This window comes from Methanoculleus methanifontis (genome assembly GCF_030464365.1).
GTDB lineage: Archaea > Halobacteriota > Methanomicrobia > Methanomicrobiales > Methanoculleaceae > Methanoculleus > Methanoculleus methanifontis.
The window spans coordinates 33,677-60,077 of the sequence record NZ_VCYI01000005.1 but is presented as its reverse complement, the minus strand read 5'-3'; the positions used below and the strand labels follow the sequence as shown (position 1 = coordinate 60,077).

At 63.7% G+C, this 26,401-nt stretch carries 28 protein-coding genes and 2 tRNA genes; 12 read left to right on the top strand and 18 right to left on the bottom strand.

The window, feature by feature from the left end; all coding sequences use genetic code 11:
* The first annotated feature begins 58 nt into the window (after nt 1–58).
* A complete protein-coding gene (locus tag FGW20_RS05095; RefSeq protein ID WP_301677011.1) occupies nt 59–712 on the top strand; it encodes a hypothetical protein in 654 nt (217 codons plus the stop codon).
* 13 nt (nt 713–725) lie between these two features.
* Here FGW20_RS05095 and FGW20_RS05090 read toward each other — a convergent pair whose 3' ends face one another.
* The 6 genes from FGW20_RS05090 to FGW20_RS05065 all read right to left on the bottom strand — a co-directional run bounded on the left by FGW20_RS05090 (nt 726) and on the right by FGW20_RS05065 (nt 6,393).
* Nucleotides 726–1,724 carry a cation diffusion facilitator family transporter gene (locus tag FGW20_RS05090; RefSeq protein WP_301677010.1) on the bottom strand — a complete coding sequence of 333 codons (999 nt, stop codon included), beginning with the start codon at nt 1,722–1,724 and terminating at the stop codon, nt 726–728.
* A gap of 68 nt (nt 1,725–1,792) precedes the next feature.
* Nucleotides 1,793–3,292: a pyruvate kinase gene (gene pyk, locus FGW20_RS05085; protein WP_301677009.1), complete on the bottom strand. Its 1,500-nt coding sequence runs from the start codon at nt 3,290–3,292 to the stop codon at nt 1,793–1,795.
* A 91-nt stretch (nt 3,293–3,383) separates the two neighbouring features.
* A complete protein-coding gene (locus FGW20_RS05080) occupies nt 3,384–4,592 on the bottom strand; it encodes an energy-coupling factor ABC transporter ATP-binding protein (protein ID WP_301677008.1) in 1,209 nt (402 codons plus the stop codon).
* Nucleotides 4,589–5,365, bottom strand: coding sequence for a cobalt ECF transporter T component CbiQ (gene cbiQ, locus FGW20_RS05075; protein ID WP_301677007.1), 777 nt, complete (start codon nt 5,363–5,365; stop codon nt 4,589–4,591). The genes FGW20_RS05080 and cbiQ overlap by 4 nt, the downstream gene beginning before the upstream one ends.
* 39 nt (nt 5,366–5,404) lie before the next feature.
* Entirely contained in the window at nt 5,405–5,704 is a 300-nt protein-coding gene (locus FGW20_RS05070) for an energy-coupling factor ABC transporter substrate-binding protein (protein WP_067078664.1), read from the bottom strand.
* Entirely contained in the window at nt 5,701–6,393 is a 693-nt protein-coding gene (locus FGW20_RS05065) for an energy-coupling factor ABC transporter permease (RefSeq protein ID WP_301677006.1), read from the bottom strand. Before FGW20_RS05065 ends, FGW20_RS05070 begins: the two co-directional genes overlap by 4 nt.
* Before the next feature lie 132 nt (nt 6,394–6,525).
* Between FGW20_RS05065 and FGW20_RS05060 the strand changes: the two genes are divergently transcribed.
* The gene (locus FGW20_RS05060) at nt 6,526–7,857 is read left to right on the top strand and encodes a cobyrinic acid a,c-diamide synthase CobB (protein WP_301677005.1); all 1,332 of its coding nucleotides are present in this window, start codon (nt 6,526–6,528) and stop codon (nt 7,855–7,857) included.
* Nucleotides 7,858–7,903: 46 nt separating this feature from the next.
* Here the strand turns inward: FGW20_RS05060 and FGW20_RS05055 are convergent, their stop codons facing one another.
* Together FGW20_RS05055 and FGW20_RS05050 are read right to left on the bottom strand one after the other, a co-directional pair.
* Complete coding sequence (locus tag FGW20_RS05055) at nt 7,904–8,575, bottom strand: cupredoxin domain-containing protein (RefSeq protein ID WP_301677004.1); 672 nt, start codon at nt 8,573–8,575, stop codon at nt 7,904–7,906.
* 239 nt (nt 8,576–8,814) lie between these two features.
* Nucleotides 8,815–9,168: a VOC family protein gene (locus FGW20_RS05050; protein WP_301677003.1), complete on the bottom strand. Its 354-nt coding sequence runs from the start codon at nt 9,166–9,168 to the stop codon at nt 8,815–8,817.
* Between the two features lie 96 nt (nt 9,169–9,264).
* Here FGW20_RS05050 and FGW20_RS05045 point away from each other — a divergent pair, with 96 nt between their 5' ends.
* The 3 genes from FGW20_RS05045 to FGW20_RS05035 all read left to right on the top strand — a co-directional run bounded on the left by FGW20_RS05045 (nt 9,265) and on the right by FGW20_RS05035 (nt 12,604).
* On the top strand, nt 9,265–10,113 hold the full coding sequence (locus FGW20_RS05045) for an aldo/keto reductase (RefSeq protein ID WP_301677002.1): 849 nt from the start codon (nt 9,265–9,267) through the stop codon (nt 10,111–10,113).
* 93 nt (nt 10,114–10,206) lie between these two features.
* Nucleotides 10,207–11,418: an MFS transporter gene (locus FGW20_RS05040; RefSeq protein WP_301677001.1), complete on the top strand. Its 1,212-nt coding sequence runs from the start codon at nt 10,207–10,209 to the stop codon at nt 11,416–11,418.
* A 37-nt stretch (nt 11,419–11,455) separates the two neighbouring features.
* Nucleotides 11,456–12,604 carry a CPBP family intramembrane glutamic endopeptidase gene (locus tag FGW20_RS05035; RefSeq protein WP_301677000.1) on the top strand — a complete coding sequence of 383 codons (1,149 nt, stop codon included), beginning with the start codon at nt 11,456–11,458 and terminating at the stop codon, nt 12,602–12,604.
* Between the two features lie 78 nt (nt 12,605–12,682).
* Here FGW20_RS05035 and FGW20_RS05030 read toward each other — a convergent pair whose 3' ends face one another.
* From FGW20_RS05030 to FGW20_RS05015, 4 genes are all read right to left on the bottom strand, one after another.
* A complete protein-coding gene (locus tag FGW20_RS05030) occupies nt 12,683–13,339 on the bottom strand; it encodes a CDGSH iron-sulfur domain-containing protein (RefSeq protein WP_301676999.1) in 657 nt (218 codons plus the stop codon).
* Between the two features lie 166 nt (nt 13,340–13,505).
* Nucleotides 13,506–13,592: transfer RNA gene (locus tag FGW20_RS05025), tRNA-Ser, on the bottom strand.
* A 67-nt stretch (nt 13,593–13,659) separates the two neighbouring features.
* Entirely contained in the window at nt 13,660–14,568 is a 909-nt protein-coding gene (locus FGW20_RS05020) for an RNA-guided pseudouridylation complex pseudouridine synthase subunit Cbf5 (protein ID WP_301677103.1), read from the bottom strand.
* Nucleotides 14,569–14,573: 5 nt separating this feature from the next.
* Entirely contained in the window at nt 14,574–15,254 is a 681-nt protein-coding gene (locus FGW20_RS05015) for a uroporphyrinogen-III synthase (RefSeq protein WP_301676998.1), read from the bottom strand.
* An 89-nt stretch (nt 15,255–15,343) separates the two neighbouring features.
* Between FGW20_RS05015 and FGW20_RS05010 the strand changes: the two genes are divergently transcribed.
* The 4 genes from FGW20_RS05010 to FGW20_RS04995 are packed head-to-tail and all read left to right on the top strand — an operon-like array spanning nt 15,344 to nt 18,818.
* Entirely contained in the window at nt 15,344–16,555 is a 1,212-nt protein-coding gene (locus FGW20_RS05010; protein ID WP_301676997.1) for a tripartite tricarboxylate transporter permease, read from the top strand.
* A gap of 34 nt (nt 16,556–16,589) precedes the next feature.
* Nucleotides 16,590–17,450, top strand: a complete 861-nt coding sequence (locus FGW20_RS05005; RefSeq protein WP_301676996.1) for an NOP5/NOP56 family protein — start codon at nt 16,590–16,592, stop codon at nt 17,448–17,450.
* Nucleotides 17,450–18,052 (top strand): fibrillarin-like rRNA/tRNA 2'-O-methyltransferase, encoded by a 603-nt coding sequence (locus FGW20_RS05000; RefSeq protein WP_301677102.1) that lies wholly within the window; start codon nt 17,450–17,452, stop codon nt 18,050–18,052. The genes FGW20_RS05005 and FGW20_RS05000 overlap by 1 nt, the downstream gene beginning before the upstream one ends.
* 31 nt (nt 18,053–18,083) lie before the next feature.
* Nucleotides 18,084–18,818 (top strand): DUF1614 domain-containing protein, encoded by a 735-nt coding sequence (locus FGW20_RS04995; RefSeq protein WP_301676995.1) that lies wholly within the window; start codon nt 18,084–18,086, stop codon nt 18,816–18,818.
* Between the two features lie 108 nt (nt 18,819–18,926).
* On the opposite strand, the gene hepT is transcribed toward FGW20_RS04995, so the two are convergent.
* From hepT to FGW20_RS04965, 6 genes are all read right to left on the bottom strand, one after another.
* Nucleotides 18,927–19,364, bottom strand: a complete 438-nt coding sequence (hepT, locus tag FGW20_RS04990) for a type VII toxin-antitoxin system HepT family RNase toxin (protein ID WP_301676994.1) — start codon at nt 19,362–19,364, stop codon at nt 18,927–18,929.
* Nucleotides 19,361–19,747, bottom strand: a complete 387-nt coding sequence (gene mntA, locus FGW20_RS04985) for a type VII toxin-antitoxin system MntA family adenylyltransferase antitoxin (protein ID WP_301676993.1) — start codon at nt 19,745–19,747, stop codon at nt 19,361–19,363. The genes hepT and mntA overlap by 4 nt, the downstream gene beginning before the upstream one ends.
* Before the next feature lie 408 nt (nt 19,748–20,155).
* Nucleotides 20,156–20,416 carry a type II toxin-antitoxin system HicB family antitoxin gene (locus FGW20_RS04980; protein WP_301676992.1) on the bottom strand — a complete coding sequence of 87 codons (261 nt, stop codon included), beginning with the start codon at nt 20,414–20,416 and terminating at the stop codon, nt 20,156–20,158.
* A 137-nt stretch (nt 20,417–20,553) separates the two neighbouring features.
* The gene (locus FGW20_RS04975; RefSeq protein WP_301676991.1) at nt 20,554–21,384 is read right to left on the bottom strand and encodes a TIM barrel protein; all 831 of its coding nucleotides are present in this window, start codon (nt 21,382–21,384) and stop codon (nt 20,554–20,556) included.
* A gap of 49 nt (nt 21,385–21,433) precedes the next feature.
* Nucleotides 21,434–21,506 (bottom strand) — tRNA-Gln (locus FGW20_RS04970).
* A gap of 52 nt (nt 21,507–21,558) precedes the next feature.
* Nucleotides 21,559–22,290 (bottom strand): thymidylate synthase, encoded by a 732-nt coding sequence (locus tag FGW20_RS04965; RefSeq protein ID WP_301676990.1) that lies wholly within the window; start codon nt 22,288–22,290, stop codon nt 21,559–21,561.
* A 489-nt stretch (nt 22,291–22,779) separates the two neighbouring features.
* Here FGW20_RS04965 and FGW20_RS04960 point away from each other — a divergent pair, with 489 nt between their 5' ends.
* The 3 genes from FGW20_RS04960 (at nt 22,780) to FGW20_RS04950 (ending at nt 26,241) form a co-directional block, all read left to right on the top strand.
* Complete coding sequence (locus tag FGW20_RS04960; RefSeq protein WP_301676989.1) at nt 22,780–25,143, top strand: MEMAR_RS02690 family S-layer glycoprotein; 2,364 nt, start codon at nt 22,780–22,782, stop codon at nt 25,141–25,143.
* A gap of 469 nt (nt 25,144–25,612) precedes the next feature.
* Nucleotides 25,613–25,903 carry a nucleotidyltransferase family protein gene (locus FGW20_RS04955; RefSeq protein ID WP_048114148.1) on the top strand — a complete coding sequence of 97 codons (291 nt, stop codon included), beginning with the start codon at nt 25,613–25,615 and terminating at the stop codon, nt 25,901–25,903.
* A complete protein-coding gene (locus tag FGW20_RS04950) occupies nt 25,900–26,241 on the top strand; it encodes a HepT-like ribonuclease domain-containing protein (protein WP_048114147.1) in 342 nt (113 codons plus the stop codon). Before FGW20_RS04955 ends, FGW20_RS04950 begins: the two co-directional genes overlap by 4 nt.
* Nucleotides 26,242–26,401 lie beyond the last annotated feature (160 nt).

The window sequence follows — 26,401 nt, the reverse complement described above, 5'->3', positions numbered from 1 at the left end:
GTTCAATTATTGTATATACGTCCGTTCCCGATCTCTCTTCCAACAGAGGTGAGGATCGATGAAACGCATCGTTGCAGCAGCCATGATCGTCTTCCTCCTCCTTCCGGGGTTCGCGTCCGCCGCTTCCGGTGCCCAGAGCGGCCCGGGGGAAGCACAGGCCGGGTATGGCGCGGTGAACGCGACGCCCGCGGGGGAACAGCAGGCGAGGATCGAGGAGAACAGAACCGTCCGTGCGGAAGAAGGTAGCGAAACCGCCGGGGAGAGAGTGCAGCAGCGGGCCGCAGAGCACACGCCCCTCCGGTCGGGAGATGGGGCTCCCGATCGGGACCGCGTCAGGCTCGCCGTCCATGCCCTGCTCGGTGCCGGGAACCAGACCGGCGGCATAGGAGAGAACGTCTCCGCTATCGCCCGGGAGATCAACAACTCGGTTGAAAAGACCGTCCGGGCCGAGGAGCAGATCCGGGCCCGGCACGCCTTCATGCGGTTCCTCTTCGGCGGCGATGCAGAAGCCGCCCGGCTGATTGAGGAGGAGGCGCAGCGCAACCGGGAGCGGACCGCGGAACTCGGATACCTGATTGGAAACTCCACCTGCGATGACGCAACCCGGACGATGCTCCAGAAGCAGGTCCGGACGATCGAGCAGGGGCAGGATCGGTTGAGGACTCTTGCGAGCGAGGAGATGCAGGTTCGGAGCCTCTTCTCCTGGCGGTAGAAACCCCGGCCTTTTACTCCCACTCTTTTTCCTTCCCAGAGAGCGCGGGCCGGTCGCACTCCGGGCAGGTGGTAAAGACCCCGCAGTCGGCGCAGTCTTCGCCGGTGCAGGGCTGAACCCGGATTGTGACGTTCGTCCGGGGGAACTCCCGCCGGACGTCGTCCTCCACCATTTTCACGATGCCGTACGCCTCTTCAAGGGTTGCGGTCCGCGGGACGACCAGGTGAAGATCAACGAACCGGTTCGGCCCCGACCGGCGCGTCCGGAGGCGGTGAAAACCGATGGCGTCCGTGCAGTGCCCGCTGATGATCTCCCGAATCCGGTTCTCCTCGTCGGCGGGGAGGCTTCTGTCGACGAGATCTTCGAACGAGCGCCGGATGAGATCGAAAGCCGCCCGGAGGATGATGGCGGCGACCGCGAGCGCGATGAGCGAATCAAGTACCACCAGACCGGTCAGCCGGATCAGGACGAGCCCGATGACGACCCCAACGGAGGTGTAGACATCCGTCCGGAGGTGCCAGGCGTCGCTCTCGAGCGCAATCGACTCGGTCTTCTTCGCTACCGTCATCAACCGGGAAGAGACGTAGAAATTTATCCCGGCCGAGAGCAGCATGACGGCGATGCCGAGCCCGAGCCCCTCGATGTTCAGCGTCTCCTCGCCACCAAGGAGGTTTCTCGCCGCTTCGTTGATGATCAGGAGAGCCGCCGCGAGGATCAGAACCGCTTCGAGAAGCCCCGATATGCTCTCGTACTTCCCGTGCCCGAAGGTATGGCACTCGTCAGGGGGGCGGGCCGACTGGCGAACCGAGAAATAGGCAATGACAGCGGCCACCAGGTCGATGGCGGAGTGGATCGCCTCGGACATGATACCGACCGATCCGATAGAGATGCCGACGGCGAGTTTCGCCACCACAAGGAGTGAGTTTGATGCGACCGAGAGGCGTGCGGTCTTCTCTTTGAGCACGTTGTCCCTCTCCGAGACTTCCCGCTCCCCCGAAGCAAGCACGGCCATGATTGAAGAGTGTTCGCCCTCCGCCGGGATAGGGTTTGTCGTGCCGGGAGGGATCCGAAGGCCGCCGCTCAATCGACCGTGAGGATGATGAGCGAATCGGTCCCTTCGCGTCCGGGGGATACCCCCTCGGTCAGCACCACGCGCTCACCGGGCGAGATCAGCCCCGAGTCCCGGATCGAGTCGAGGATCGCCCCGTGCCAGTACTCCTTCTCGCTCCGGATCAGGAACGGGCATACCCCGTAGGTGAACGCCAGGAACTTGAAGGTGCTCGGGTTCCGGGTGAACGCGAGGATCCAGGCCACGGGCTTGAACCGGGAGATGTTTCTTGGGGTGCTCCCTGAACGGGTGGGGGTCAGCACGTAGCGGATGCCGAGCGCGTCCAGTGCCTCGATGACGTTTAAGGAGACGACGTCGTTGACGGTGATCTCCTCGCGCCCCTTCCCGCGCCGAAAGTATTCAAGCGGGGTACATCCCGCCCCGACAAGGGAGCGCTTCTCCTCGGTCGACCGGGCGATGTTCGCCATCATCGCGACCGTCTCGACCGGGTACTTCCCGATGGACGTCTCCTCGGAGAGCATGACGGCATCGGTTCCGTCGAGGATGGCGTTCGCGACGTCGGTCACCTCTGCACGGGTGGGCCGGATGTTGTCGGTCATCGACATCAGCATCTGGGTGGCGGTGATCGCCGGCCGGCCGAGGATGTTGGCCTTCTGGATGATCCGTTTCTGCACCGCAGGAACCTCCTCGATGGGCGTCTGGACGCCGAGATCGCCCCTGGCGATCATGACCCCGTTGGCCTCCTGGAGGATCTCGTCGAGGTTTGCGAGCGCTTCCTGCCGCTCAATCTTTGCAATTACCCGGATGGACTTCCCGGATCGGGCGGCGTGTTCCCGGGCCCTCAGGATGTCCTCCGCCCGCTGGATGAAGGATATGCTGAAGGTGTCGAGCCCCTCGGCAAGCCCGAACTCGATGCACTCGAGGTCCCGGTCGGTCACGGCGCTGAGGGCGACGATCCCCCCGCCGCCGACGAGAGTCATCCCCTTGCGCGAAAGGAGGGGGCCGCCGATGACCACCGTCGCCCGGACATCTCTTTCGCCGATCTCGTCGACCCGGAGCTGGAGGAACCCGTCGTTGAGGAAGATGGTGCTCCTCTCTGAGACCAGCTGCGGGAACTGGTCGAAGTCGACGGGGATCCGGGATGGATCGCTCGATGCCGGGGCGGAGACGAAGGTGACGGTTTCGCCCTTCTGGAGCATCATGGGTTCTTCTGCCAGGGTGCCTACCCGGATCTTCGGCCCCGGGAGGTCGAGCAGGATCGTGACCGGGAGCCCCGTATCCTCCGCGGCGCTCCGGATGTTTCGGATGTTTTCCCGGTGCTCATCAAACGATCCGTGGGAGAGGTTGAGCCGGGCGACGTTCATGCCGGCGAGGAGCATCCGGGCGAGCACCTCCCGGGAGCGCGATGCAGGCCCGATGGTACAGACAATCTTTGTTTTGTGGTCGGGCAGGGTCATCCGCTTCCGTTTCGCCTGCTTGGATATCCGGTGCAGCACCTCTTCGAGCATCATAGGTACCCTTCGGGCATCGGCACCGGATTAACCTTCTCCCGGGGGAGTTGGTGAGCGCCGGAAAAACAAGTTTGGAGCGCCGGCACGCCTGTCAGGAGGGGATGCGCTCGTTGTTCGGATGAGGGATCTCCTCCGGTTCCCTGACCGATGTCACCGCGAGCGTCCGTCCGCTCTCTGCGCTGTACTCCCCGATACGGCGGTGGACGTGCTCGACCATGCCTCCGGTGGTGATGATGAGCGAGTTCTCCCCGATGAGGGCTTTTAAGATGCATTTGTCGATGACACCGTAGGTGTAGTCGAGGAGGATCCGCTCCCGGTTGGCGAACTCCTTCGCGCGGGTGCCCATCGCCCCGACGTGCTCGACCGTTCCCTGCTTGATGAGCCGCCGCACCTCGTCGCCCCCGGTCAGATCGGCGTTGCAGAGGTAAATTCTCCCGGTTCCGTCCCTGGCCGGGGCGTGGCCGTGCATCGCCCGCTCGATCCGGTCGGTGAACTCGAGCACGCTTTTCGGGGGGACGCCCCGGTCGATGACGCGGCGCAGGTTGAGTTCGTTGTAGAGGTCGAGGAGGGCGGGAGGTTTCAGCCTGGCGGACGCGAGGAGGGCGTGGTCGGAGAAGACCGCTTCCGGCGGCCCCCGGGCGAGGACGCCTCCCCGTTCCATGAGAACGACCGAGTCGGCCCAGTGGTAGGCGAGCTCGACGTCGTGGGTGGACACGAGCACCGTCCGGCCGCCGGAGGCGAGTTCGTCGAGGAGTTCCATCACCTCCTCCGAACTTGCGGGATCGAGCGCGGAGGTCGGTTCGTCGAAGACGAGAACCGCCGGTTCCATCGCGAGGATGCCCGCGATGGCGACCCGTTTCTTCTCGCCGCCGGAGAGGTGGTGGGGCGGCCGCTTCTCGTAGCCCCGGAGCCCGACGTAGCCGAGCGCGTCCCGCACCGCTTCCCGGACGGCGTCGGGGGGGAGGCCGAGGTTCACCGGCCCGAAGGCCACGTCTTGCTCGACGGTCGGGGCGACTATCTGGACGTCGGGGTTCTGGAAGACGAACCCGACCCGCCGGCGGAGCTCGCGGAGGCTCCGGTTGTCGTAGGCGAGCGGCCGGTCGTCGAACCGGATCACGCCCGAGGCCGGCCGGAGCATGCCGTTGAGCATCAGGAGAAGCGTCGATTTCCCGGCGCCGTTCGGCCCGACGAGTGCGGTCTTCGAGCCCGCCTCGATCCGGACGCTCACCCCGGCAAGGGCGACGGGGCCGTTTGGGTAGGTGTAGGTGACGTTCTCGGCTTCGAGCAGCGTTTTCGTCATACGATGACCACCCCACCGGTGAAGAGCGAGACGCCGAGGACTGCCGAGAGGTAGAGGAAACCCCCCGCGAGCGCGGGAACCGGTATCGGCCGGGAATCGCCCGGGATGCCGAGCCTGCCGTCGTAGCAGCGTGCGTCCATCGCAAGGACCAGGGCTTCGCCGCTCTCCCAGGTTCTGATGAAGAGCGCCCCGGCGAGCATTCCGAAAGACCGCACCGACTCCCGGAACCTCCCGTAACCAAGCCGCATCACCTGCGAGCGGTAGATCTGGCCTGCTTCCTCGATGAGGATGAAGATGAACCGGTAGGTGAGCATGGCAAGATCGATGAGTACGGCGGGAACCCTGAGTTTCCGGAGGATATCGAAGATCTCGGTCATCGGCGTCGTGAGCGCGATGAAGTAGAGCGAGCACATCCCGCCGAAGACCCGCGCGAGGAGGAGAAGCGCGAGGTTCGCACCGCCGGCCGTGATTGCGAGGGGGAGACCGGGAACCTCCAGGAGCACCGTCCCGCCGCCGGTGATGAAAAGAACCACGACGATGCTCATCGCTGCAAACGAGACCGGCACCAGGAGGAGTTTCGCGTAGAACCGTGCCGGTATCTTCGCGAGGGCGAGGACGGCGGCGCTCATCGAGGCCGCGACGAGCAGGGGGGCGACGGGGCCCGGCGACGAGACGCATAAAAGGATGCTTGCAAGCCCGATGAAGAGTTTGAGCTCCACACTCGTCTCCCGGAGGTTATTGGTCTGGGCATAGTCTTCAAGCACCTCGTACATTGCGTCTCCCCCTATCTCTTTGCGGGACTGCCGGAATAATCAGGCGGCCTTCCTGTTGCCCTGCCAGTAGCCGAAGACGTAACCGATGATCACGGCGCCGATGGCAGCCTGCAGGGCGAAGAGGAGCGACTCGATCTCGCCGCTCGGGGGCTCCCAGAACGGCTCGATCCACGGCTCGTAGCCGGAGGCTTCGATGAGCCCGGCGGCCTCGCCGTCGGCCCCGCCCCAGGCTTCCTCCCCGTCGCCGAGGGTTGCCTGTATCGCGGCGTCCTGAAAGAGAAAGACGGCGGCGAAGATGACGATGAGCGCGGCGACCGCAAGCTCCATGCCGTGCTTCATGCCGCGGCCTCCCGGAGTTTCTGGACGGTGCTCTCGGAGAGGAGGTTCAAGCGCGTGAGGATCTCGGGCTTGAGCTGGACGATGTACTTGAAGACGAGCATGATGACCGCGCCCTCGATGATGGCAAGCGGCACCTGGGTGACGGCGAAGACCGCGGCGAATGCCGAGAACGCCCCGAAGAACCCGGCGGTTCCCGGGAAGGCGAGCGCGAGCTGAACCGAGGTGACGACGTAGGTGACGAGATCCGCGAGGGCTGCGGCGATGAAGACCGTCGCGTAGGTGTTTGCGCCCGCCCGGGTTCCGGCCTTATAGATGAGGTAGGCGACGGCCGGCCCCGCGATCCCCATCGAGAAGACGTTCGCCCCGAGGGTGGTGATCCCGCCGTGCGCGAGGAAGACCGCCTGGAAGACCAGGACAATCAGCCCGAGGACGGCGGCGATGCAGGGGCCGAAGAGGATGCCCCCGAGCCCCGTCCCCGTGGGATGGGAGCAGCTCCCGTTGAACGAGGGGATCTTGAGCGAGGAGAGGACGAAGACGAAGGCGCCTGCGACCGCAAGGAGCGGCAGGGTTTCCCGCTTCTCCTGCACAAGTTTGTTCAGCTGGTACAGTCCGATGGCGACGAAGGGCAGGGAGATGAGAATCCAGATCTCCCACCAGGGGCTTGGTAAGAATCCTTCCATGATGTGCATGATATCACCGGTGGCTGCCGCCGTAGAGGCGAGCAGAACAAATATGGTTTACCTAAGGTAAACTAATTTGATGTACCCTGGTTATCTCCGGTCATATTTATCTCCTGCGGTATTCAACACTAGAGGAACGTTATGCGCCATATTCCAGTGATTGTCGTCGCGGGAACCCACAGTGGCTGCGGCAAGACCACGCTTGCAAGCGGTCTGATGGCGGCGCTCGCCGCCCGGGGACTCGCCGTCCAGCCCTTCAAGGTGGGCCCGGACTTCATCGATCCCACGCACCATTCGGCCATCTGCGGCCGGACGTCCCGCAACCTCGACCCGTTCATGATGGAGGAGTCGGGGGTGCGGGAGACGTTCGTCCGGGCCTCTGCCGGGGCCGACATCGCCGTTGTCGAGGGTGCGATGGGGCTCTTCGACGGGCTCGAAGGAACCGATATCGCGAGCACGGCGCACGTCGCAAAGATTCTCAACGCTCCGGTTCTTCTCGTGGTGGACGCAGGGGGCGCGTCACGGAGCGTCCACGCTATGATCCGGGGCTACGCGGGGTTCGATTCGGCCGTCCGCGTCGCCGGAACCATCCTCAACCGGATCGGGAGCCCACGCCACCTTGCCATGATCGAGGAGACGAAAACCCTCCCCATCTTCGGGGGAATCCCGCGCCGAAAGGATCTTGTGGTCGAAAGCCGGCACCTCGGGCTCGCGATGGCGGCCGAGACGGGGATGATGGCGCGGTTCGGCGCGGTGGTGGAGGAGACGTGCAACCTCTCCGGTATCATCGACCTCGCCCGGTCGGCCCCGCCTCTCCCGGCGCCGGCGGAGAACCCCGCCCGCCCGGAGGCGGAAGTCCGGATCGGTGTCGCACGCGATGCGGCGTTCTGTTTTTACTATGCGGAGAACCTCGATCGGCTCGTGCGGGCGGGGGCGGAACCGGTCTTCTTCTCGCCGATGACCGACCGGCTCCCGGACGTGGATGCTCTCTACCTCGGGGGCGGCTACCCGGAGCTCCACGCGGCGGCGCTCTCCGCATCCCGGTGCCGGGAAGATGTCCGCCGGGCGGTCGACGACGGCATGCCCGTCTACGCCGAGTGCGGCGGGCTCGTCTACCTTACCGACCGGCTCACGACCGATGAGGGCGATTACCCGATGGCCGGCGTCCTCCCGGCGGCGGCGGAGATGACGGGCCGCATCCAGGCCCTCGGATACGTTGAGGCCCGGGTTGCCGGGGCCGCCCCGGTCCTTGCCCCGGGCTCGGCCTTCCGGGGCCACGAGTTCCACTATTCACGTCTCGATTGCGCTCGTGACGCCCGGTTCGCCCTGGAACTCCTCCGGGGCCGGGGGATCGACGGCGGCCGGGACGGGCTCATCGCGCAGAACGCGGTCGGGCAGTACACCCACGCGTACTTCCCGGAGGGTTTTGCAGACCGGCTGGTTGAGGCGGCCGGGATGTTCCGGCGATCGTAAGGGAGTGTTGCGGCTCCCTTACGATCATCGGCGGGAAAAAGGGAGTTCAGGCGGTTGTGTTGGCGGTGACGATGACCGTCCCGGTAGATCCGGACGTCTGTGACTGGTAGGTGTAGTTGCCTGTGCCAGTGAAGGTGTAACTGTACGAGTCGCCCGGCTGGAGCAGGTCGGAGCTGAAGAACGACATGTTTCCGGTGCCTGTAACGGTCTGATCCGACGTGGCGTCATTGGTCCATCCCACCGTGGTTCCAGTCGGAACGGTGAGCGAATTCGGCACGAATCCGCCGTCGGTGATGGAAATGGTCTCGTCAGCGACGACGGGCGCCGCTGCCGGCGTTCCCGGCGGGGTCTCCGTCACACCTGCAGCAACGGTTGTTGCGGTTCCCACCGGTGTTTCCGTGCCCGCCGGCGTCTCATTTCCCGCCGGCGTCTCTGTCTCCATCGGGGTCTCTGTCTCCATTGGGGTCTCTGTCTCCATTGGGGTCTCTGTCTCCATTGGGGTCTCTGTCTCCATTGGGGTCTCTGTCTCCATCGGAGTTTCCGTCTCCATTGGGGTCTCTGTTATTGCCGGCGTCTCCTCTGCTGTCTCCATCGGGGTTTCGGTGAGTCCCGGTGTCGTTCCGGGTGTTACCGTTTCGTTCCCCTCTGGCTGCACACATCCTGCAATCATGATGCTCGCGATCACCATGAGAACAAGGATACCAAACATCCTCTTCATGCGGTGGACGATGCTTCTTGGGGTAAATAAACTTTATCCCTGGCCAAAAAACCGGAATGCAAGGCGGGAAACGTTCGCAGCAGCGTTACACCCGGTGGTACCGGCATCAGAGTTTTCCCAAAAACCCTCCAGGCAAATGAGCCCATGGGATGTCTTTCGCAATCGAAAAGAGATTTTTCGGAACGTATTGAGGGTCGCAGCGCATCAACCGGATCGTGCCGGGGGCGGCGGCCGTCCGGTCAACCCACGCCGCTGTCGTCCTCCCATAGGCCAAGCTGGTTTCGCTCGGTATCCCGGAAGATGGCGAAGTAACCCCGGCCCGGTACCGGTGTCTTTGAGACAACAACCTCTCCACCGGCCCTCTTGATCCGGGCCACGTACTCATCGATGGAAGGGACACCGATGAAGACTGTCACCGTCTCGTCGGGGCGGGCCCGCGGGAAGATCTCGCCGTCTACTCCTCCGGTCGTCACCAGAAAGGCGCTCTCCATCCCCGGGAACGGTTCTATCTCCCAGGCAAAGGCCGCCTCGTAGAAGGCCCGCGCTCGTTCGGTCTCGGCGGCCGGTATGTTAAACCAGGTGATCGTCGGCACATGCCTCCCTCGGGTTCCCGAGGGCGACCGGTTGCATAACCTTTTCCCCGGTTCCGTGCTCAAATTTTTTATACGCGAGCGGGGATAGTGTGGCCCATGGCGGGGCTCACGAAACGCAGGTTCGGGAAGACGGGGCGCGAGGTTACCCAGGTGGGCCTCGGGGGAGAGGGCATCCTCAGGACATACGGGCGGCATGCGGAGGCAAACGCCGTCATCATGGAGGCCATCAATCAGGGGATCACTTACTTCGACTCGGCGAAGGTTTACGCGGGGAGCGAGGATTACTACGGCGAGGTCTGGGTGCGTCGCCCCGACCTCCGGGCACCGGTCTTCCAGGCGAGCAAGTCGGCGAGTCGGGGACACGCGGGCGCCGAGATGGATCTCCTGGAGACCCTCCAGAGGATAGGCATCGAGACCCTCGATCTCTGGCAGATCCACGACGTCCGGACCTTCTCCGAGATCCGGGAGATCGAGGGGGCGGGCGGTGCCCTTGAGGCGTTTGTCGAGGCTAAGGAGAGGGGCATCGTCCGGCATATCGGGGTGACGGGGCACCATGACCCGGATGTCCTCGCGCACGCGGTGGAGAGCTGGCCGGTCGACGCCGTGATGATGCCCATAAACCCGGTTGAGGGGGCGCTCGGGGGGTTCCTCTCCTCGACGCTGCCTGCCGCGCGGGAACAGGGGGTCGCGGTCATCGGGATGAAGGTGCTCGGCGGGTCGAACTACCTCGTCCCCGATGCCGGGGTGACGCCTGAAGTCCTCATCCGCTATGCCCTCGCCCAGGAGATCTCCGTCGCGATCGTCGGCTGCTCGACGCCCGCGGAGGTGCAGGCGCTTGCCGCCGCCGGCCGGAGCGGTCCTTTGCCCGACGACGAAGCGGCGGCGCTCGTTGAAGCGTTCCGCCCCTATGCCCGCGAGCTCGCCTACTACCGTGGAATCCGGTGAGGCGGTCCCGGCAAAATCTTCTTCTGCAACCGATATAACCCGGCGGCGCCAACCTACGGGGGAGAGCAGTTCGCCGCGTGGAGATGAATCAGCATGACAACCAGGGAGCCGCACCGGCTTCGCGCACTCAGGAACCGTATCGCCGCGTCGCCGGACGCAATCCTCGTACTGGTCGTGCTCGTCATCTTCATGGACATGATGATCTACGGTCTCCTCATCCCGGTCTTTCCCGAGTACGCTCCCCGGTTCGGTGTGGGCGAATCGGTCATCGGGGTCATCTTCGGAATCTACGCCGCCATGCTCCTCTTGTTCTCCATCCCGATGGGCCTCCTCTCCGACCGGGTGGGCCGCCGCCCCCTCATCGTCGGCGGGATGCTCCTCCTGGCTCTCGCGACGGCGCTCTTCGGCTTCTCGACCACGATCACCCACCTGATCGCCGCCAGGACGGTTCAGGGAGTCTCGGCCGCGGCCACCTGGTCGGCGGGGCTTGCGCTCCTCGCCGATACCTGCGACCCTGCCCGGCTCGGGGAGAAGATGGGCATCGCGCTCTCGGCGGTCGGGGTCGGGACGATCCTCGGGCCGGTGGCCGGGGGGCTGCTCTTTGAGTATGCAGGCTACACCGCCACCTTCCTCGTCCCGGCGGTGCTGGCGGCATCCGTAGGCCTCGTGGTTCTCGCCATACCGGTGCGCACCTGCAGGCAGGAGGGCAGCATGGGCCGCTCTCCGATGCTGCCCCGGGGTTCACTCCTCCCGCTCGCCGCCTGTGCGGTCGTGATCGTCGCGGTCTCCGGGACATATGGTGTCTTCGACCCCTACCTCCCTGTCTACCTGCATGCAGCCTTTTCCGCGTCCCCGGCGACGATCGGGGCTGTCTTTGCGGTGCTGGCGGTTGCGGCCATCCTCGCCCAGCCGGTTGCAGGAAGGATCTTCGACCGGTACGGCGGCAGCCGTTACCTCATCGGCGGCGGCCTTCTCCTCGCGGGGGGTGCGACTGTCGCCGCCATGCAGGCGGGTGTCATCCCGCTCACCGCTGCCGCCGTCTTCGTGCTGGGGATCGCGCTGAGCTGCGCCGTGGTGCCGACGATGCCGCTCCTCGCCGATATCTACCGCGACCACGGTTCACAGGGCGCCGCATACGGTATGTACAACACCTTCTTCGCCATAGGGCTCTCGGCAGGGCCGTTTACGGGAGCCGTCCTCGCCGACCGGTGGCCGTTGGCGGCGATCTTCCTTCTGCTGGCGGCGTTCCTCGGGGTTACGGGGATCCTGAGCTGGCTTGCCTTCGGGAGACTCGCGTGGCGGTGAGTTACGTTCTTTATGCCGCCGGTCGACAGATGTTGCGATGTTGCCGGAATTCTTCCGTCGTCACACTCCCGAACTGCTGATCGCTTTCTTTGGTCTCATCTTCCTGGTTGCGGCCTTTGGAGAGGTCGGCGGGGAAGCGGGAGCGTTCCTCACCTCGGCGCTCGACGTGGCGCTCTTTGTCATCCTTGCGATGCTTGTCTATCTCGCCGGGACCCGGCACCCTGCGTTCTGGTGGGTTGCCGTCCTCTGGCTGCTCGTCCTGGTGGCCGGGCTTGCGGCCGTTGCGGCAGGGATCGGGGCGATAGCGATCCTGCCGGGGGAGGTGCTCGAGGCCGAGGAGGTCGATCCGGAGACGGTCGACCTTGCTATGGCCGTGGAAATTGCGCTTCTCCTCCTCGGCGCCCTCGTCGCGGGATTTGCAAGCCTCGTCGGGCTTTCACGCCGGTTCAGGGGATGGCTCGCGGGGTATCTCCCGTTCGACCCGGACTCGCTCCTCCATACGGTCGCGCTCGTGGTCATCCTCGCCATGATCCTCATCCCTCCCATACCGCTCCTGGTGACGGGGGTGCCGCCCTTCCTCTCGGAGACGTTCCTCGACCTCTTGCTCGAGTCCGGGGACCTCCTCGCGGAGACGGTCACGCTGAACGCCTATACCCTCTTCTGGACGCTCCTCGGCTCGTTCTTCATCGCCGGGGCGTTTGTCCGGCGGACAGGGCGCGAGACCCTGGAGCGGCTCGGACTTGTCCGCCCGACGGGGAAAGAGGTCGTTTTCGCCGTCGGTGCGGGTCTCGTGCTCGTTGCCGCCTTCCATTTCATTGACCTGGCGCTCGCGATGCTGGTGGGCTGGCTCGGTCTCCCGGTCACCGATATGGAGGCCGTCAACCTGCTCTTTGCCGGGACGCTCACGGTCCCCGGGATCATTGTGGCGTCCGTTGCGGCAGGGTTCGGCGAGGAGGTGAGCATCCGCGGCCTGCTCCAGCCCCGGTTCGGCATCCTCCTGCCGGCGCTCCTCTTTGCGTCGCTCCACGCATTCCAGTACAGCTGGGACGGCCTCGTCTCGGTCTTCTTTGCGGGGATTCTGTTCGCCTATATCCGGCGGTATACGAACACAACGACGTCGGCGATCACGCACACCGTCTATGACCTGGTGCTGTTCTCGATGATGCTGGTCGGGATATCGATCTGACACAGGGGATTCGCGGGATACCTTTTTCAGAATGAACTCTCCCCGAAATGTCTCTGCCGGGAGGAGGACTCCCTCCTCTCAATGCCCGATATGGTCCCCGGCGCAGAACGGTTTGTTCCGGGATCTTCCGCACCCGCAGAGGGTAACCCGGTTCCTGACCGTGTAGGGTCTTTTGTCAGCGGACTCGACAGGGATCCCGCCGCGGACCCAGAGCGGCCCATGTTCACCCCTGGCGGGATCCTCGATCACGGCAATGGATCGTTCAAGAACAGGCTCGAGCGTCTCACCGGTCTTTCGGTCACGGAGAACGAGCCGGCCGGAGGGGCAGTTGCACGCTTCGTCTATCGCCGTGTCCCGGGCGTCCGGGATATCGGATCGCCCCGTGAGGCTCCAGATCCCCCCGGCACGCAGGCAGAACCGTGCGTGCGCACAGAGCCCTTTATAATCGGCCAGCTCCAGTTCCGGCCCTCTGATTACGGTGGGGTTCTCAAGATACGGTTCGTCTCCGGCAGTCTCGGTACCGTCAAAGTGAACCTTCGCGTGCGTCCCGTCGCAGAAGGGTTTGTTCTTCGAATGCCCGCAGCGGCATAAGGTATACTGCTCCTGCAGAGGATACTCCCGTACCTTTTGCCATGAACGGCAGTCGCCTTCATCATCGTGGGAGATCTCCATCACCATGAGCGGGACACTCCCGGTCACGATGTATGGACCATTCCTGCTCACCCGGATCTTCATGGTATCATCCTCCACGGGTAGCTTTTCTGCATGTTAACCTGTGGGTGAAGGGGGGGCGGACCGGGCAATCCTCACGCTAAAGGGTAAATCCCCGGGGGTTGCGACAGGAAGCTGCAGAATGCCCTTCGTGAAAGGTGTGATGGAAGAATCGAGTTTGTGTTCAAAACGCTGAGGGGGAGATTTGAACTCCCGAGGGGCTCAACGCCCCACGGGCTTTCCAGGCCCGCGCCCTACCGGTCTAGACTACCTCAGCAATGTGCATCATTAGTTGGCGGGATACTCTATTAATAGTAGCTCCCGCGTGGGCCGCCAACCTCCGTTTACGCCCCGGCGTGCGCCTTCCAGCCGCGGGGATAGGTGCCGGGCCGCATCAGGACGGTGGTGGGGGCGACGACGAACCCCGGCTCCCCGGGCTTCAGCGCCGACGAAGCGACGAGGGCCTTCCCGAGCCCCACGAGTTCGCCGCGCTCCGTCACGATCGCGACCGTCTCGCCTTTTGCAAACCCGCCCTCCTTCCCGACGATCCCCACCCCGGCAAGCACCGCACCGTGGCAGACGGCGTCGACGGCGGTGTCGCGGACGACGACCTTCGCGAGATCGGCGACGGCGGTCGCTGGGGGGAGGATCATCCCCTGCAGGGGTTCAGGGTTGCCCTCCCGGGCGGCTCCAGCAGCATCCGCGAGTTCATGGAGCGTGACGGCCACGGTCTCGTCGAAGGATCCCGAGCGTATCCTCCGGAGTTCCTCCATGTGGGCGCAGGTCCCGATAGCGTAGCCCAGGTGAACGCAGAGCGTCCGGATGTAGGTTCCGGCATCGCACCTGACCCGGAAGAGGACGAGTCGGCCGTCCATGTCCAGGATCTCGATCTCCTGGATCTTCCTGATCCGGAGGTTCCTCTTCACCGCGCTCTTTCTCGGCGGCCGCTGGTAGGTCCGGCCGGTGAACTCCTCTGCCGCCTGCTCAACGGCCTCCCGGGAGGCGTCGCCGTGGAGGCGCATCAGGCAGACGTACTCCTTGTTGTGTGAGAGGAGGACCGGGGCGAGCCGGACGGCGCCGCCGAACATGACGATGAGCACCCCGGATACCTGCGGGTCGAGCGTTCCGGCGTGGCCCACCCGGCGCCCGAGGATATCCCCGACCCAGGCAGTCACCTGGTGGCTGCTCGGCCCGCGCGGTTTGTCGATGACGACGATCCCGGATTCCGGGACGGAATAGTCCTGACCGGTCAACCGTCTCACCTGCCTTCCGCGTAGCGGTTCAACGCTTCAAGAGTTCCTGCGAGTGACCCGTCCCCGACGACCGTCGGAGGATGCCCCCCGGCCCGCATGGCATCCGCGGTGATATCGCCGATGGCGACGAGGAGCAGGTCGTCCCGGGGCCGCCAGCGGGCTTCCCGGTAGGACATGGCGCTCGTGAATATGGCGGCGTCGGCGCCGTCAAGCGCAAGTTCGGCACCTGTTGGGACGAGGGCGTAAACCCGCTCCTCCCGGACGGTTCCCCCGGCCGCGGCGATTGCATCGAGGAGACCCGGGTTCGGGACGTCGGCCCGCGGGATCCCGACCGTCCGGCCCCGGAGCCAGTCGCCGAGGTAGGGGACGAAGTCGCGGGAGTAGAACGAGGGGAGGACTTCCGCCTCGATCCCGAACCCCCGGAGGACTTCGGCGGTCTTGGGCCCGATCGCGATCACCCGGGGCCACCGTTCGAGTTTCGGCCCGACGACCGCGGCGGGGAGGGCGCTTGAGAAGAAGAGGCAGTCGAACTCGCCGCGGTGGACGGCCTCGACGAACGTATCGATCCGGTCGGGCCGCATATCCGCCCGGAGCGGCGAGACCGTGTAGCAGTCGTGACCATACGTCGCGCAGAGGGCGCGGTCTCCCGCCGCCTTGTTCTCGAGCCGGGTGATGGCGATCTTCATCGCTACAACCTTCGTCCCGGTGGAATATGACTGTATCGGGGGACGCAATCCGGTTGGTTTATCCCCGTCCGCCCCGACCGTTAATTAGCGTGCTCTTCGGTATCGTGCTCGGGGCCGCCGTCGGTATCGGCTGCGGCGCCGTAAGCGGCCTTGTTCCCGGCATCCATGCAAACACCATGGCAGGCGTCCTCCTCTCGCTCCAGGCGTTCCTGCTCGCCTGGTTCGACCCGGTGGTCGTCGCTTCTGCGATGTTTGCCACCCTCGTTACGCACACGTTTCTCGACTGCGTCCCGAGCACGTTCCTCGGTATCCCCGACGCCGACACCTCGCTTGCGGTTCTCCCCGCCCACGCCCTCTGCCTCGAAGGCCGGGGCGAGGAGGCTGTCCGAATATCCGCCCTCGGGAGCGCCACCGGTGTCGCCCTCTCGCTCCCACTCGCGCTTGCCTTTGTCCTGGTGCTCCCCGCCCTCCAGCCGGCGATCGACTGGGGCATCGGCCTTGTCATTCTCGCCGTCGCCGGCTACCTCATCGTCGTCTCGGAATCCCCCGGGTGGGCGCTTGCGGTCTTCGCGGTCTCGGGTATCCTCGGGCTCTTCGCTCTCGGCTACGCGTTCCTCGCCTGGCCGGCGGGCGGGGAGTCCGGGGTGCTGATGCCTCTCCTCTCCGGGCTCTTCGGGATCGCGGTTCTCCTCAAGGCGTCGCACGGGGCGATGCCGGAGCAGCAGTTCCGGGGATTCGACCTCTCCCGGAGCGCCGTCCGTCGGGGTTCCCTCCTCGGTTCGGCTGCCGGCGCTCTCGTCGGCTGGCTCCCGGGCCTCTCGAGCGCGACAGCGAACGCCCTCCTCACCTCGGTCGTCGGCTACGACTCCAACCCCCGGGAGTACATCCTCGCGACCAGCGCCGCGAACACCGTGAACGCCTTCCTCGGGCTTGCGGCTTTCTACGCCGTATCCCGGACGCGAAACGGGGTGATGGCGGCGATATCGGCGCTCGAGGAGATGCCGCCGGCAACCGCCATCCTCCTCGCGGGTGCGATAGCCGCGGTCGGTGCCTACCTCCTGACCCTTCTCTTCTCGCGCACTGCCGGTCGGTTCTCCGGCCTGAACACCACGAACCTCAACTACGGCGTCATCGCGTTTGTTGTTCTCCTCTCCCTCTTTCTCTGCGGCCCGTTCGGGGGTCTCGTCCTTCTCCTCGCAACGGCGGTCGGCTGCGTTCCGTCCCTCGTCAACGTCCGCCGGGTCTACTGCATGGGTGCGATCATGGTCCCGGTGATGGTCTACTCCTTCGGTCTTGCCTGACGCTCTTATATCGACTGCCTCCCAATACCGTACCATGCTACAGCGCTACTGGTTCGGGGACGTCGACGAGGAGGGGTGCCGGCCGGCCGGCACCGATCCGGCCGCGCTCGCGGAGCGGGCGACCACGCTCCGCACCGGTATGGATTCCTTTGTTCCTATCGACTGGGAGACCGCCCGGGACTGCGGGGCCGTCCGGACACGTGAGGAGTATGTCGGCCTGCTCCGCTCCGTCTGCACCGCCCTTGCCCGGAAGAAGATCGCCCAATCTTACCAGGGCCGGGATGTCGAACTCCTCCAGATGGTCAGGATGCTCGACGAGCTCGACAACGTCATCAACCTTCTTCAGGAGCGTGCCGCGGAGTGGTACCAGGTCACGAACCCGTCGTTCTCCCGGAAGTATCGCTCCCTCCCGGCGAAGAAGATGCTCGGGATCATCCGGAAGGGAGCGAGAGGGGGTCTCTCGGACGTCGCCGACGAGATCGACCGGCTCGCCGGGACGAGGAGCCGCCTGATGCGGGCGGTCTCGGCCCGGGCTGATGAGGTGATGCCGAATACGAGCGCCCTTATCGGCGGGCTGGTCGCGGCCCGGCTCCTCTCTCGTGCGGGGGGGCTTCCCACGCTCGCGAAGATGCCGGGGAGCACCATCCAGGTTATCGGCTCGGAGCGGGCCCTCTTCTCCCACCTCCGGGGCGGGACGCCGCCGCCCAAGCACGGGATCATCTTCCAGCACCGGCGGGTCCACAACGCGCCGAGACCGGTGCGGGGACGGGTGGCCCGGGTGCTCGCGGCGAAACTCGCCATCGCCGCCCGGCTCGACTACTACCGGGGCGAGGCGGTGCCGGAGTTCCTCAAAGACGCCCAGGCGCGGATCGACGAGGCGGGGGTTGAGGCATGATGAAGTGGCTTGGGAACGTGCTGGTCTCGGCCGGCGAGGGGGGGGTCTACGGGGAGCGGACACTTGAGGGTTACCGGGTCTGGGACCCCTACCGGAGCAAGCTTGCGGCGCTCTACACCCTCGGCGGCGGGGTAGAACTCACGCCCGAGATGCGGGTGCTCTATCTCGGTGCGGCGAACGGAACCACGGTCTCGCACGTCGCCGACTACGTCGAGACCGTCTACGCGGTGGAGTTTGCACCCCGGCCGATGCAGGACCTCCTCGAGGTGGCCCGCCGGAGGCGAAACATCGTCCCGATCATGGCCGACGCGAGCCGCCCGGAGGAGTATGCGCCGTTCATGGAGGCGGTGGACCTCCTCTACCAGGACGTGGCGCAGCCCAACCAGGTCGAGATCGCGGAGCGGAACCTCCCCTTCCTCAAACCGGGAGGCCACCTCATCCTGATGCTCAAGACCCGGAGCGTGGACGTCCGGCGGGATCCGGCTGAGGTGCTCGCCGGGGCGCGGGCCGGGCTTGAGCGCTATCTCGATGTCGTGGACGTCCGGTGGCTCGACCCCTACCACCACGACCACGCCGCGATCGTCTGCACCCTCCGTGAGTAGTATATATTAGAGGGGAGGGCGACTCCTTCATATGGACCGGGTCGTCTTCAACCCCTTCTCCCCGCTGATGCTTCTTTTCTTCTTCGGACTGCTTGCTCTCTTTCTCCTCGCAGTCATCGTCTTTCCGATCCTTTTTCTGACGGCAATCGGGGCGACGTTCACGCGGCTCGGGTTCTCCTGGTGGCAGGCGCTCTTCATTCTCTTCCTGACGCTGATCGGGAGTTTCATCAACATCCCGGTGAGGACGCTTGAGGGCCGGCCGGGAGTGCCGGCCTACGACCGCTACGCCGTGATGTACGGGCGGCTCTACCGCATCCCGCAGCAGGCGCAGCGGACGGTCCTCGCGATCAACGTCGGCGGCGCCCTCATCCCGGTGGCGATATCGCTCTACCTGCTCTACGAGTCGGTCGTGATCAGCAACGGCTACCACCTCTTCGCCCTTGCGCTCGCCGGGGTCGCGGTCGTGACCGTTGTAACGAAACTCGTCGCCCGCCCGGTGCCGGGGCTCGGGATCGCGACGCCGTTCTTCATCCCGCCGCTCGCGGCGCTCTTTGCGGCGCTGATCCTCTCGCTCTTTGCGGGCGGCGTCCCGGCCGCGGCGGTGATCATCGCCTACGTGAGCGGGACGCTCGGCACCCTGATCGGTGCGGACCTCTTAAACCTCCACCATATCGCGGAACTGGGGGCGCCGACGGCGAGTATCGGCGGGGCGGGGACGTTCGACGGGATCTTCCTGACCGGGATCATCGCGGCGCTTCTGGCATGAGCGCCCCTTCAGCCGGTCGTGATAGGCTCATGGGCGTCCAGAGCGATGGCTGATCGTGCCGGGAGTCTACGGTATGGCCGGGTCTGGAAGAGAGCCGTATGGTTCCTTTCACTCGTTCACCGACTGCAGAAAATGTTCAACCTCCTGCCTGAAGAGAGCAAAGTCGCCGATATGCTCCCCCAGGATTGAGAAGGCAAGGGCATCGTCGATTGCCCCGTAGCGGTGCACGACAATGTTTCGAAACCCTTTCATCGCTTTTGCGTTCTGCCGCGTCGCGGGGGTGAGCACCCCATGCTGCACGAGGTTATCGAGGATGTTCTCATCGGTGCCGGGGACGCCAAGGTGGAGGTCGGCGTTCAGGATTGCGCATATGTCGAAGACGTTCTCGATGGCGTACTCGGCGCGTTTGTATATGCCGTCTTTTACGATGCCGAGCTGCCTGAACGAATCGGCTGAATCGGGGAGGTGCTTTTTGACCATATCGACGCTCTCGGTCATCTCCTGGAGTTTGATACGGATTGCCGTATCCCGGACCTTGCGCGTCACACCATCGCCTCCTTGCCGATGTAGTCGTACAACCGGTGCTTGAAATCGTCGAATTCCCGGATCGTCCGGTACGCGACATCGTAGAGGAACCGCTCGTCGGGACAGTAGACTACCTTTCCGCGGAGGACTTCCGTCCGGACATAGAGCGGCAGGTGGGAGAAGATCTGGATGTCGTAGCGGTCGTCGGCGAGTTCGGAGAGCGCTGCAAAGCGGAACCGGGCTGCCTCCTCGCGGCCGGCGTCGTAATAGATGCAGAGGTCGATGTCGGAACCCTCTCTCGCCCGCCCTTCGGCAACGGAGCCGTAGAGGATGATGAAGCGGACCTTCTCGAAACCCTCGACGGTCTTGAGCCGCTCAAGTGCGTGCCGGACAAAATGATTCACTCGCTCTCACCCCCCGGGGCGCGCCCGGAAGTTCTGTAGGTTCTAGATGGGGATCGCTCTCACATTAACGTTTCCCGCGATGAGGGGCTGGATCGGGCTGGTCGTCTGTCCCATTTCCCCATATAGTCAATATCGCCATCCGGGGTCCCCGGACGGTCGTTCAGTCTCACAACCACAAAAAAGGTGACATAGATCGCTACCTGGTGAGCCGGCTCCATTCCTCACGGGATATGCCCGCCTGCCGGAGGATGCGCACGAGCAGGTCGACGCTGATCTCTGACCTGGTTTGGGATGGTTAGAACAAGATCTCCTTTCACCATGAAAGGGTGTCTGCCTCCCCGGCACGGCCCCTCGAATCCCAGGGTCTGAAGATTCTTCACAAGCTGGTTCCATGAGACGGGTCTGATCCTATGCTCCGGCACCCGTATCAACCCTGACGATCTCTCCCACTGTGCGGCCGGCGATCGGAGGTATCGGGAGGCCGCGCCGGAGCCGTAAGATCAACCATTCGTCGATGACGCCGGCAAGGTTTCTCCTGCACTCTTCCAGCGTCCTGCCGGTTGCAAAGACCCCGGGAAGTTCCGGGATCTCTCCGTAATATGGTTCATCGTCCTCGATAATCTCGTAGTTGACGCGTTCGAGTGCCGCGTCGATATACTCAAGGATCATTATATACTTCAATGGGATTGCCCCCGCATATGGGATTTTGCTTTCCCTGGCCCGGTGAGATCACGACTGCTGGCTACCAATCATTCGGTTCGGTGTCGGTTATCCTCGGGGTGACCCCGATGCGGCAGGGACGCGATTCACTCCCCGGCACGGTCTTCCCAGAGCCCGGCAAAGACCTTCACCTGCCGGGCGTAGACGTCCGCCGAGTCCTCCTTGTACTCGAGCGTCGTCGGGACTTTCGGGTGCCGGCGGAGCCGGGTAAAGACCGCCGCGAGATCGAGGCCGCCGTCGGGGTGGTCGAGTGCGAGGTGCTCGTCGGTGATCGAGCCCCGCCGGATGTTTGAGAGGTGGTGGAGGGCCACGTTGAGGTCTTCGAACCGTTCCAGTTCATCCACGAACGAGAGGCGGCGGTAGTTTGCGGTGCAGGCGAGGTGGGGGAAGTCGAGGCAGAACCGGGTGATCTTTTTGCCTGCAAGCGCCGCGAGGTCTTCGGCGGTGTTGCCGAGGAGAGGGTAGCCGGCGTAGACGGCGGGGAGGTTTTCGAGGGTGAGGCGGGGATCGGCGTTGCGGTCGAGGAAGTCGGCGAATGTCTCCACGGCGGCAAAGCGGCCTCCGGGTTCGTACCGGCCGGCGTGGAGGACGATCGTCTCTGCGTCGAGGGTGTCGGCGACCTCAAGGGTCTGCCGCATCGCCTCTTCTATATATTCCTCGATCTCGCCGGGCGGACGATCGTCATAGGCGGCGGGGGCGCAGGGGTTGACGCCGTGGCCGTGGTGGGGTGCGTGGACGACGACCGGGATGCCGGTCGCGGCGATCCGGTCGAGGCGTTTGAGGAAGAACTGCCGGGCCAGGGGGACGGCCTGCACCTGAATATGCCGGATTGCGCCGTCTTCGTAGAGCCCCGCGAGCAGGGCAAGGGTCTTTTCGTCGTTGAGGCGCACGGTGCAGCCGAGGTTGTAATCAACCATATACCACCCTCCGGTGTATGCCGTTTGGAGACGGAGAAAAAGGTTCGAGTAGCCCGGAGCAGATTCGAACTGCTGTCGCAAGGTCCAGAGCCTTGCATGATTGACCTCTACACTACCGGGCTATTGGGCTCTAAAATGTTGTTTCTGAATCTTAATTAAAGTGACGGCCGGGGGTTACGCCCCGGACGAGCGCGGGCACTTCCCGCAGGCCCGGCAGACTTCGGCAACCGGCCTGATCTCTGTACCTGATTTGCAAAACGGCTCGATGTCGTTGATATCCCGGCGGTAGTAGATATGGGGGACGAGCGCGATATGCGTGTAGCGCCCGCAGGGTACGCCGAGCCGGTCCGCGATCATCTTCTGGAGGCGGACGAGTGCGTACATGTTGGAGCCGGCGGCGGAGAGGATGTCGTTGCTCCGGAAGACGACCTTCATCTGGAGTTTCCCGTCCCGCAGCAGGCACTGGACGAGCTGGAGGCAGGGGCAGTCGTCGAGGTTCTCGTCGACGACCGGGTTCCAGGTGATCGCGACCGCCCGCCGGGAGTTCGGGGCCTGCTCGAGTTTCCGGGCGATGTAGTCGATCTGGTCGACGTGGACGTCCTCGCCCTCCGGTGCGACCCGGAGTTGTTCCCCCCAGTCGAAGAGCCGGCGGTGGTAGTCGTACTCGAACTTCGCGTCGGAGCCGTGCAGGAGGTTGTCGGCGTAGACGTCCAGGAACCGCTGCTGGAACCGGGAGGCGGGGCTCGCCATGGGAACGCTTTCCGGCGACTCCACCTCGAGCGCGAGCTCCTCGCACTCGATCGTCGCCTCGTTGTTCTCGGTATCCAGCACCCATCCTTTCTCGAGGACGGTCCTGACCGCCAGTTCGTGTGCCCGTGCGAGCGTAGGCGCCCGAATGATCCGCATAGAGAGTAGTTTGCAGGCCGGGGTAGAAAAGGCTCCCCACTGGGGAGGGTCACATATATACGTGCTCCGGTGGTGCCGCCGTCGGGTGCGGCCGGCCGGGGTGCCGGGCACCCGCGGTGATCCTGTCCGGTCGGCGCCGGCCGGATGCGGCGCCATGGGGGGTAAGCGCGGGTGGCGGGGGGAGGGAGATCCATCGGGGCCGGGAGTTCCCGTTGTTTCCCGGAGTAAGATTTTTATCCTCGCATACCTATGAACCCCGATGATCCGGGAATGAAGCGTGATCCTGGCGCATTCGGGGCGTTTTCCCGCGTTGTGGTGCCTTTCAGGGACGCCGGATCCCCGGTCGACCACAAAGGATACATTAAGTGTTCCACAAATATTGTGACATATTCCGTGATTCGGAGTATAGAGCGTGGTGAACCCGTATTCGACGTCTGTCGAGTACCTCGCGTTCACATTCCCTCATGTCATCACAAATGGAGGTATAGTATGAAGAGTATGACAAAACTGATGGTTATCGCCATGGTCCTCGCGGCTGCGCTGGTCATTGCACCGGCTGCGGCAGAGCGGGATGTTTATGATGGTGACGTCATCTATGTGGGTGAAGATAACCTCAATCTAAATGAGGTATTTGATGCTTCTACAGGTACTGCTGGAACCCTGGTATACTATAGCAGCATTAGTGATACTGCAGGAACAGTTGGGAGGACTATCCGGGTAACCAACATTACCGATTTGGACCTGACCGCAACGGCGGTTGGCTCCGCGACCGGAACGTCATGGTATGCTTTCAACAGCACTATCACCGACTTCAGGAACCCGGGTAATGCCGCAGGAACTGTTCTCATCGAGGACCCCTCGGCAGACCTTCGCGTTCTCCTCGGAAAGAGTGGCACCACGTCCGTGGACGGCCAGGACGTAACCCGGGCGACCAAGATCCGGTTCCGGATTAACCACAACCTTGGAGACCTTGGAAACGGCACTGCTGATGCGGCCAACTACTCCGTCATGGAGGTTCGGGTTACCACGCCCAGCGGCGGCACGGTGACGAACCTCGGTGGCCAGCCCCTTCGCCTGCCCCTCAGCACCAACCAGTGGAAGCAGACAAACCCTATCAACCTGACGGGTCTCCCGCTTGGTACCTACACCGCCCGTGCGGTCTGGCCCAGCGGATCTGCTGACCTGACGGATAGCAACGCCGTGACCTTTAATGTAGTCTCGGGAGCAGTCGCCATCACGTCCAACAAGGACAACGTCGTCCGCAACAGCGATTTCGCCGTGACCATCACCGGTGAGTCGGAGACGCACTACTGGGTGAACGTTACAACCAACGTTGACAACCGGCCGATGATCGCGCCTAACCAGGTTGGTGTAGTCGATCTGGTGAATAACGGGACTGCAGCGATCGTTAAGACCACTGCGGGCGGCACCCGGACCATAGCGCTCAACACCAGCGCTACGACCGATGCCCGGACCTACACCATCGAAGTCAGGGGACCCGTCGACAAGAATGGCACTGCAATCCCCGATACCACCGTCAGGACTGAAAGCGTCAGAGTGAGAGTCGAGGAAGGTGCGGTCACCATCACCTCGTCCGGCACCGGTGTCTACTACATCGGCGAGGAGATCACATTCTCCGGTACCAGCACTGACAACGATACTGTCTACCTCTTCATGACCGGCCCGAACCTTCACGGCAACGGTGTTGGTCTTGAGACCCTGAACCCTGTTACCAGCGGTCAGGAGGACAACTTCACCGATGTAGAGGTCGAAGGTGACGACACCTGGTCATATGAGTGGAACACCGCTATGCTCAACCGGTTCCCTGATGCAGGTGGCTACACAGTCTACGCTGCTGCAGCCCCACAGGGCAGGAACGACCTCTCTGGCGTCAAGTACGCCTCGACCTCGATCCAGCTCCGCTCCGGGTTCATCACCGCGACCACGAGTGGCGCCACCGTCGCCAGAGGCGACGACCTGGTGATCACCGGAACTGCACAGGGCAACCCGGACGATGGAGTGAAGATCTGGGTCTTTGGAAGGAACTACTACGGAGACTTTGGGCGGCTGGAAGTCATCAACGCTAACGTTGAGACTGACGGCACCTTTGAGGATGACAGCCTTATCACCGACAACCTCGCTTCCGGCCAGTACTTCGTCGTCGTCCAGCACCCGATGAGTGGTGGATTTGGCGTTGTGGCTCGTGGCGACAGCATCTACAGACTTGGCGCCGACGGTAATCCCGACGTCTTCGTCGCAAACCTCGTGGGTCTGCAGGCATCCGAAGCAGCCAACGCGCTGATCGACGCCCTTGACTCCCCGTATGTCGACGACACCTACGTGAAGCTCACCTTCGTGATCGAGGAAGCCCAGATCTTCATCGACGCGATCGGTGACAAGGCTGCGGGCAGCACGTTCACGATCTCCGGCACGACCAACCTCGCCGTCGGCAACGATCTGAACATCGAGGTCACCTCCGCGGCATTCCAGCCCACCAGCAAGACCGAAGCCTCCGGCTTCGCGAGCGTTGCCGGCACCGCGGAAGTCCAGGAGGGCGACGGTGTGAACACCTGGTCGTTCGAGGTCGATGGAACCTCCTTCAAGCCCGACCAGTACATCGTCCGTGTCGAGTCCATCGACGCCGACATGACCGCGACCGCGAACTTCAACGTAGTCGAGGAAGTCCCGACGACTCAGCCCACCACCCCGGTCGAGACTGAGACGCCTGAGGAGACCCCGACCGAGACCGAGACCACCGAAGCTACCCCCACCACCCAGTCCCCCGGATTCGGAGCACTCCTTGCTCTTGCCGGCCTTGGTGCGGTTGCCTTCCTGGTCCTGCGTCGCGACTAATCCCTAACTAACCCTATTTTTTTATTCAAGTCGGTTTTATTGAGCGTCATTTCGGGTATGGGACAGGATGTCAGGCTGTTCGTCCTGGGCCCAAGGTCCTTTTGAATCCCCCGGGCTTCACCCTGAAAAGCACCGAAGAGAGACCCGATTGTCATGGGCTTAACCTGTGTTTTGCCGCCTTCCGGTCAGGATTTGCGGGAGCTAACTCATCCGGATGAATGATGGGGCTGAGGATCAGCATACTCCCCTCGCTGCCTGATGGGCATTTCACCGTATCTGTGTGGATCCGTGCAGAGCGCCACCTCACGCGAAGCCGCGAAAAACGCGAAGGACGGAACGTCCGGAACTTGAGGTGCCACCAGCCGCGTGAGCTGATGGGGTGCTACGTGAAACATTGGATGAAAAATAATCCACCCGGGAAAATCCTTATATCCCCTGCTCCATAAGATCGATGCAGGAGAGGGTTTGAATGAGTCTGCATGCGGAACTGCTCAAAAGAAGGGATGAGATCCTCGAGATCGCAGCCAGACATGGTGCCCGCACCCTCAGAGTCTTTGGATCGGTGGCCCGGGGTGAGGAGACCCCGGCAAGCGACCTCGACCTCCTCGTCGAGTTCGAGCCCGGAAGGAGCCTCCTTGACCACATTGCCCTCGCCCAGGATCTGCAAGACCTGCTTGGCCGTGATGTCGACGTGGTGACCGAGAAAGGACTGCACTGGTATATCAGGGATCGCGTCTGCCGGGAGGCCGTGCCGCTGTGAGTGACGACTGCCTCTATCTCATCCATATCCTCGAGTCGATAGAGCGGATTGAGGATTATACGCGAGAAGGGCGAGACGTGTTCATGAACTCCCCGATGGCACAGGACGCGGTGATACGGAACTTTGAGATTATCGGCGAGGCGGTGAAACAGATTCCGGTATTTCTGAAGGAGGAACATCCAGATATCCCGTGGCGCCGGATTGCGGGTCTTCGTGACGTCCTGATCCACCAGTACATGAGTGTGGACCTGGAGGCCGTTTGGGCTATCACCGGAGAAGATCTCCCTGAGTTCAAGCGGGCAGTTGCGGAGATCCTTGCTGGACTGCAGGGCCGCTGAGCAGCCCGCCCGACCCCTCTCACTATAACCTCACCCAAGCGCCGTCTCGCCTGGATGAGGCGTAGCTCCCGGTCCGGTGCTTCGCCGGGATCTGTATCCACACCAAACGCCGCGAGAGAAGTCCGGGGAATGTTGGGCTCCGGGTAGATGCCGTCTGCCC